Source organism: Dethiosulfatibacter sp. (genome assembly GCF_983023055.1).
Genome location: NZ_CEZJXU010000183.1, coordinates 1 through 4672, shown reverse-complemented (window position 1 = coordinate 4672; position 4672 = coordinate 1). Strand labels below are relative to the sequence as shown.

Below are 4672 nucleotides of genomic sequence, written 5' to 3'. Positions count from 1 at the left end.
CCGGAGATATACAATAGGCACCCGGATTACAGATTCGTAATAGCGGGAAGGAATCGGCCTCATGTTCAATCCTGCATTTACAATGCCTCTTCTGACAAAATGCAGAAACATTGTTACAGTACATGATATGGCATATAAGATATATGGTGAAGGAAGTGCGCTTTATGCCAGGATATACATGAAGCTTTTTTTCGACAGTTCAATAAAGAGGGCCGACAGTATTATTACAGTATCCCGGTCAACCAAAAGGGATGTACTCAAATATTTTCCCGACAGAAAAAATGTTGAAGCCATACACTTGGGTACAATAAAATACGGTGATGATAAAAAGATAAGACCGGAATCGCTGATGGATGGAGAGAAATTCCTTCTGGTGGTTGGGACGATTACTCCAAGAAAGAATAACCTGGGCATAATCAAGGCCTTTGATAGAATCAAGGATAGAATAGACTGCAAACTCCTTTTTGCAGGAGGATTTGCATGGAAGTCAGATGAAATACATGAATATATAAGGGATAATAATCTAGAGGAAAGAGTTATGTTGCCTGGATATCTGAAGAATGAGGAGCTGGCCTGGTGTTATGAAAATGCGGAACTGATGCTGTACTGTTCATTCTATGAAGGTTTCGGATTTCCTCCCATTGAAGCAATGGCTTCAGGGATTCCTGTAATAGCATCAAATGTATCATCAATACCGGAAGTTACAGGTGATGCTGCGATTCTCGTAGACCCCAATGATACGGATATGATTGGAGACAGGATACTTGAGGTTCTCGGTGACGGGGACCTGAGAGGCAAACTCATAGCAAAAGGATTTGTGAGACACAGGATATTCACCTGGAAAAAAACAGCAGAGAAAACACTTGATGTTATTAGGAACATGGAATTATAGCAAGGGCTCTTGTAGAATCTGAAAATCAAGGAGGAAGCATTGAAAATAGGAATAGATGGATCTTTCTTCAGTAGAAAATACGAAGGAGGAAAGGAACAGGTTCTTGTGAACCTTCTTAAGGGATTCCATGACTTGGGACATGGAAAGGATATAAAGATATTCGGGTTGAAGGAAGCAGAATTCAAGTTCATAGATATCTGTGAGGATATTGAATACATATCCGTAGACATGCATGAAGGAATATTGAAAAGGAAGCTGTTTTATGGAATATGGTTCAGGACATTTATTCTTCCAGGACTTGTAAAAGAGCATGAAATAGACCTGCTTGTTTTCCCGGTAGCATACACGGGATTTGGAAGGTTCAGCGTCCCCACGGTAGTCATTCCCCACGATATCCAGTTTAAGTCAAATCCTTCAGTGTACAAGGGATATGAACTTAAGCTTTTTCATTTTTTATATGGCAGGGACTTTAATAAAAGGGATGCAATAGTTGCAATCTCAGGATATGACAGGGATGAATTAACAAGGCACTATGGAGAATACAGTGAAAAGATAAAACTAATCTATAATCCCATAGATTTTGACAGAAACCGGAGCAACAGTATGGTAATAGAACAGAAAGAGTATATATTTGCAAACAATCTTGCTTATGTGCACAAGAATCTAAAAACCCTGCTCATGGCATTTCAGTCCATTCTAGACAGGACTGACCGGAATCTTGTGGTATCGGGTTCTCTTTACAGGGATGACAAGGAAACAAACATATTGGTTGAGGAGCTGGAGCAAACGGGGAGACTCATTCTTACAGGATATTTACCTAAAGATAGATTCGACAGCATGTTGAAAAACGCCTGTCTCTTTGTTAATACATCATCATTTGAAGGTTTCGGCATGGCTGCCGTTGAAGCAATGTATGCCGAGGTCCCCTGTCTATTGGCCGATAATTCAGCGGTAAGGGAAGTGACCCTTGGAAGATGTTCATACTACAGACCGGCAGATGATGAGAAGAAACTTGCAGAAAGTCTTATGGAAGTCCTTGATTCAAGGATAGATCATGAATATCTCAGGGAAACAAGTGAAATCATAGAAGAGAAATACGATTACAGGAGAATATCAGCCCAATACCTTGGACTCTTCAATGAACTCTGTAACAATGGATAGATATATGGTTTGTATGATAGATTGTTCATCAGGTAATGGTAATAAATTGCTGGTTATTATTGTTACAAAACAGTAATAGCATATTTACGGAAAAGAAATCTTGTGATATACTAATCGAGTTAAGAAAGCAGCTATGCTGCGTTAAATGCGGAAGCATTTATTTAAACCGCGAAAGAAAGTTTCTTTAGCCGCATAGCACCATGCTTTTAGGGGCTATGCATTTTTACTTTCTTAAGCTGCAAAAATATCAGGAGGAGAATTACAAAATGAAAAAAATATTAGCTTTATTATTAGTTGCAGTTTTAATGATGTCCGCTGCAGTGGGATGTACACCAAAAGAAGAGCCGGAAGCAGCAGTTGAGGCAGATACTTCACTTCAGGAAGTAATGGACAACGGATATATCGTACTTGGACTTGATGATACCTTTGCACCTATGGGATTCAGAAACATGGACAATGAAATCGTTGGATTTGATGTTGACCTTGCCAAGGAAGTTGCATCAAGACTTGGTGTAGAGCTTAAACTACAACCAATCGAGTGGGACTCAAAAGTTCTTGAGCTTCAAGCAGGAAACATAGACATGATATGGAACGGTCTTACAATTACTGAAGAGAGATTGGAAAACATAAACTTCTCTAAGCCGTACTTCAATGACAGACAGGTTATAATAGTGCTTGAAGAGTCACCTGTAAACGCCAAGGCTGACCTTGAAGGAACACAGGTTGGAGTACAGATAGAAAGCACTGCCGCTGCAGCTGTTGAAGGCGACGCTGAATTTGCAGCAACTTTAGAGGAAGTTGTTCAATATTCTTCATTCAACGAGGTATACATGGGAGTTCAGTCAGGAATCCTTGATGCTATGGTTGTTGACGAACTTTCAGGAAGATATGCAATAGGAAAGAATCCTGGAATATTCAGAGTTCTTGAAGATACATATGGAGAAGAGCAGATAGGAATAGGATTCAGAAAAGGCGATGATTCATTGAGAGACAAGTTTGACGAGATTCTTGATGAAATGGCAGAAGACGGATCAGGTGCTGAAATATCTGTGAAGTGGTTCGGAGAGGATGTATATTCCAGGTAATGGATTATTATATTTCAATGCTGAAGTTTATTCTTGAGGGTGCAAGTGTCACCCTCAAGATTTATTTTGTGACACTTGTCATTTCAATACCTATTGGAATGACACTTGCTGTCCTAAGAGCTAATGGCAATAAGATGACCTGCAGCATAATAGATTCTTTTACTTGGATTATCAGGGGAACGCCCCTGTTGCTACAACTTTATTTCATCAATTTTGGCCTGCCAATCTACGGAATAGCCTTTGAGAGGATGACCGTAGCATATATAGGCTTTTCAATAAACTATTCAGCCTACTTCACTGAGATTTTCAGAGGTGGTATTGAATCCATAGACAAGGGACAATACGAGGCTGCGGAAACACTTGGAATGAGCAAGACAAAGACTTTTATGCATATAATACTCCCACAGGGAGTCAAGAGGGTTCTGCCTTCAGTGACAAACGAGACAATAACCCTTGTAAAGGATACTGCCCTTGTTGCAGCCATTGCACTAGGAGACATCCTTAGACAAACAAAGCTAATAGCTTCAAGGGAATTCGTAACGGATCCTTACCTGGTTGCAGCTGTACTTTATCTGCTGATGACTTTGGTTGTTGTAAGGATATTCAGAAGAATCGAAAAAAGATTCTCCTATTTCAATTAGAGGTGTGTCAATGTTAGCCATAAAAATAAACAATCTAATAAAAAAATTCGGAGACAACACCGTTCTTAAGGATATTTCCCTTACAGTTGAAAACGGGAAAATCATAAGTATAATCGGACCCAGTGGAAGTGGAAAATCAACCTTATTAAGGTGCATTGCAAACCTTGAGAAGATTTCCGAAGGTGACATCGAAATCTATGGACATTCACTGGTGAATAGAGGAAAATATGTAAATCACAAGAAGCAGAGGGAATTGACCAATGACATGAACATGGTATTCCAGTCTTTCAATCTTTTTCCACACTATTCGGCTCTTGACAATATTGTTAAGCCCCAGATGCTTGTCGAGGGAAAGACCAGGGAGAATGCAGTGGAAACTGCCATCAGGTTACTTGAAAGGGTCAACCTGTCCCACAGGAAGGATGCTTATCCGTCACAGCTGTCAGGTGGAGAGTCCCAGAGGGTGGCAATAGCCAGGTCTCTTGCAAGAAGCCCTAAAATGATACTCTTTGACGAGCCTACAAGCGCTCTTGACCCTGAAATGGTAACAGAGGTTCTGGAGGTTATTCGTGGTCTAAAGGATGAGGGAATGACCCTTGTAATTGTAACCCACGAGATGAACTTCGCCAAGGAGATTTCTGACAGGGTAATATTTATGGATGAGGGTAAAATCATAGAAGATGGAACTCCAAAGGAGATTTTTGAAAATACTCAAAACAAAAGGACTGCGGAGTTTATAAAGAAGATACTATAGTATTAAGTGAATATATTGAGAGTTGTCATTAGATGGGAAATCTGTCTGCAGACGGCTCTTTTTTTATAGTCTAGGAAAGTTAAAAATGTGTAATCCAGATGCATCCATTACTATTTAATTTGTTTTGACACAATATGTA

5 protein-coding genes are annotated in these 4672 nt (G+C 39.8%); all 5 read left to right on the top strand.

Annotated elements, in window-relative coordinates:
• The first annotated feature begins 61 nt into the window (after positions 1 to 61).
• The 5 genes from AC3AX0_RS07560 (at position 62) to AC3AX0_RS07540 (ending at position 4533) form a co-directional block, all read left to right on the top strand.
• The gene (locus tag AC3AX0_RS07560) at positions 62 to 892 is read left to right on the top strand and encodes a glycosyltransferase family 4 protein (RefSeq protein ID WP_487549697.1); all 831 of its coding nucleotides are present in this window, start codon (positions 62 to 64) and stop codon (positions 890 to 892) included.
• A 39-nt stretch (positions 893 to 931) separates the two neighbouring features.
• Positions 932 to 2053 (top strand): glycosyltransferase, encoded by a 1122-nt coding sequence (locus AC3AX0_RS07555; RefSeq protein ID WP_487549696.1) that lies wholly within the window; start codon positions 932 to 934, stop codon positions 2051 to 2053.
• Between the two features lie 266 nt (positions 2054 to 2319).
• Entirely contained in the window at positions 2320 to 3138 is an 819-nt protein-coding gene (locus tag AC3AX0_RS07550; protein ID WP_487549695.1) for an amino acid ABC transporter substrate-binding protein, read from the top strand.
• Positions 3138 to 3779: an amino acid ABC transporter permease gene (locus tag AC3AX0_RS07545; RefSeq protein ID WP_487549694.1), complete on the top strand. Its 642-nt coding sequence runs from the start codon at positions 3138 to 3140 to the stop codon at positions 3777 to 3779. Before AC3AX0_RS07550 ends, AC3AX0_RS07545 begins: the two co-directional genes overlap by 1 nt.
• Before the next feature lie 10 nt (positions 3780 to 3789).
• Positions 3790 to 4533 (top strand): amino acid ABC transporter ATP-binding protein, encoded by a 744-nt coding sequence (locus tag AC3AX0_RS07540; protein WP_487549693.1) that lies wholly within the window; start codon positions 3790 to 3792, stop codon positions 4531 to 4533.
• Positions 4534 to 4672 lie beyond the last annotated feature (139 nt).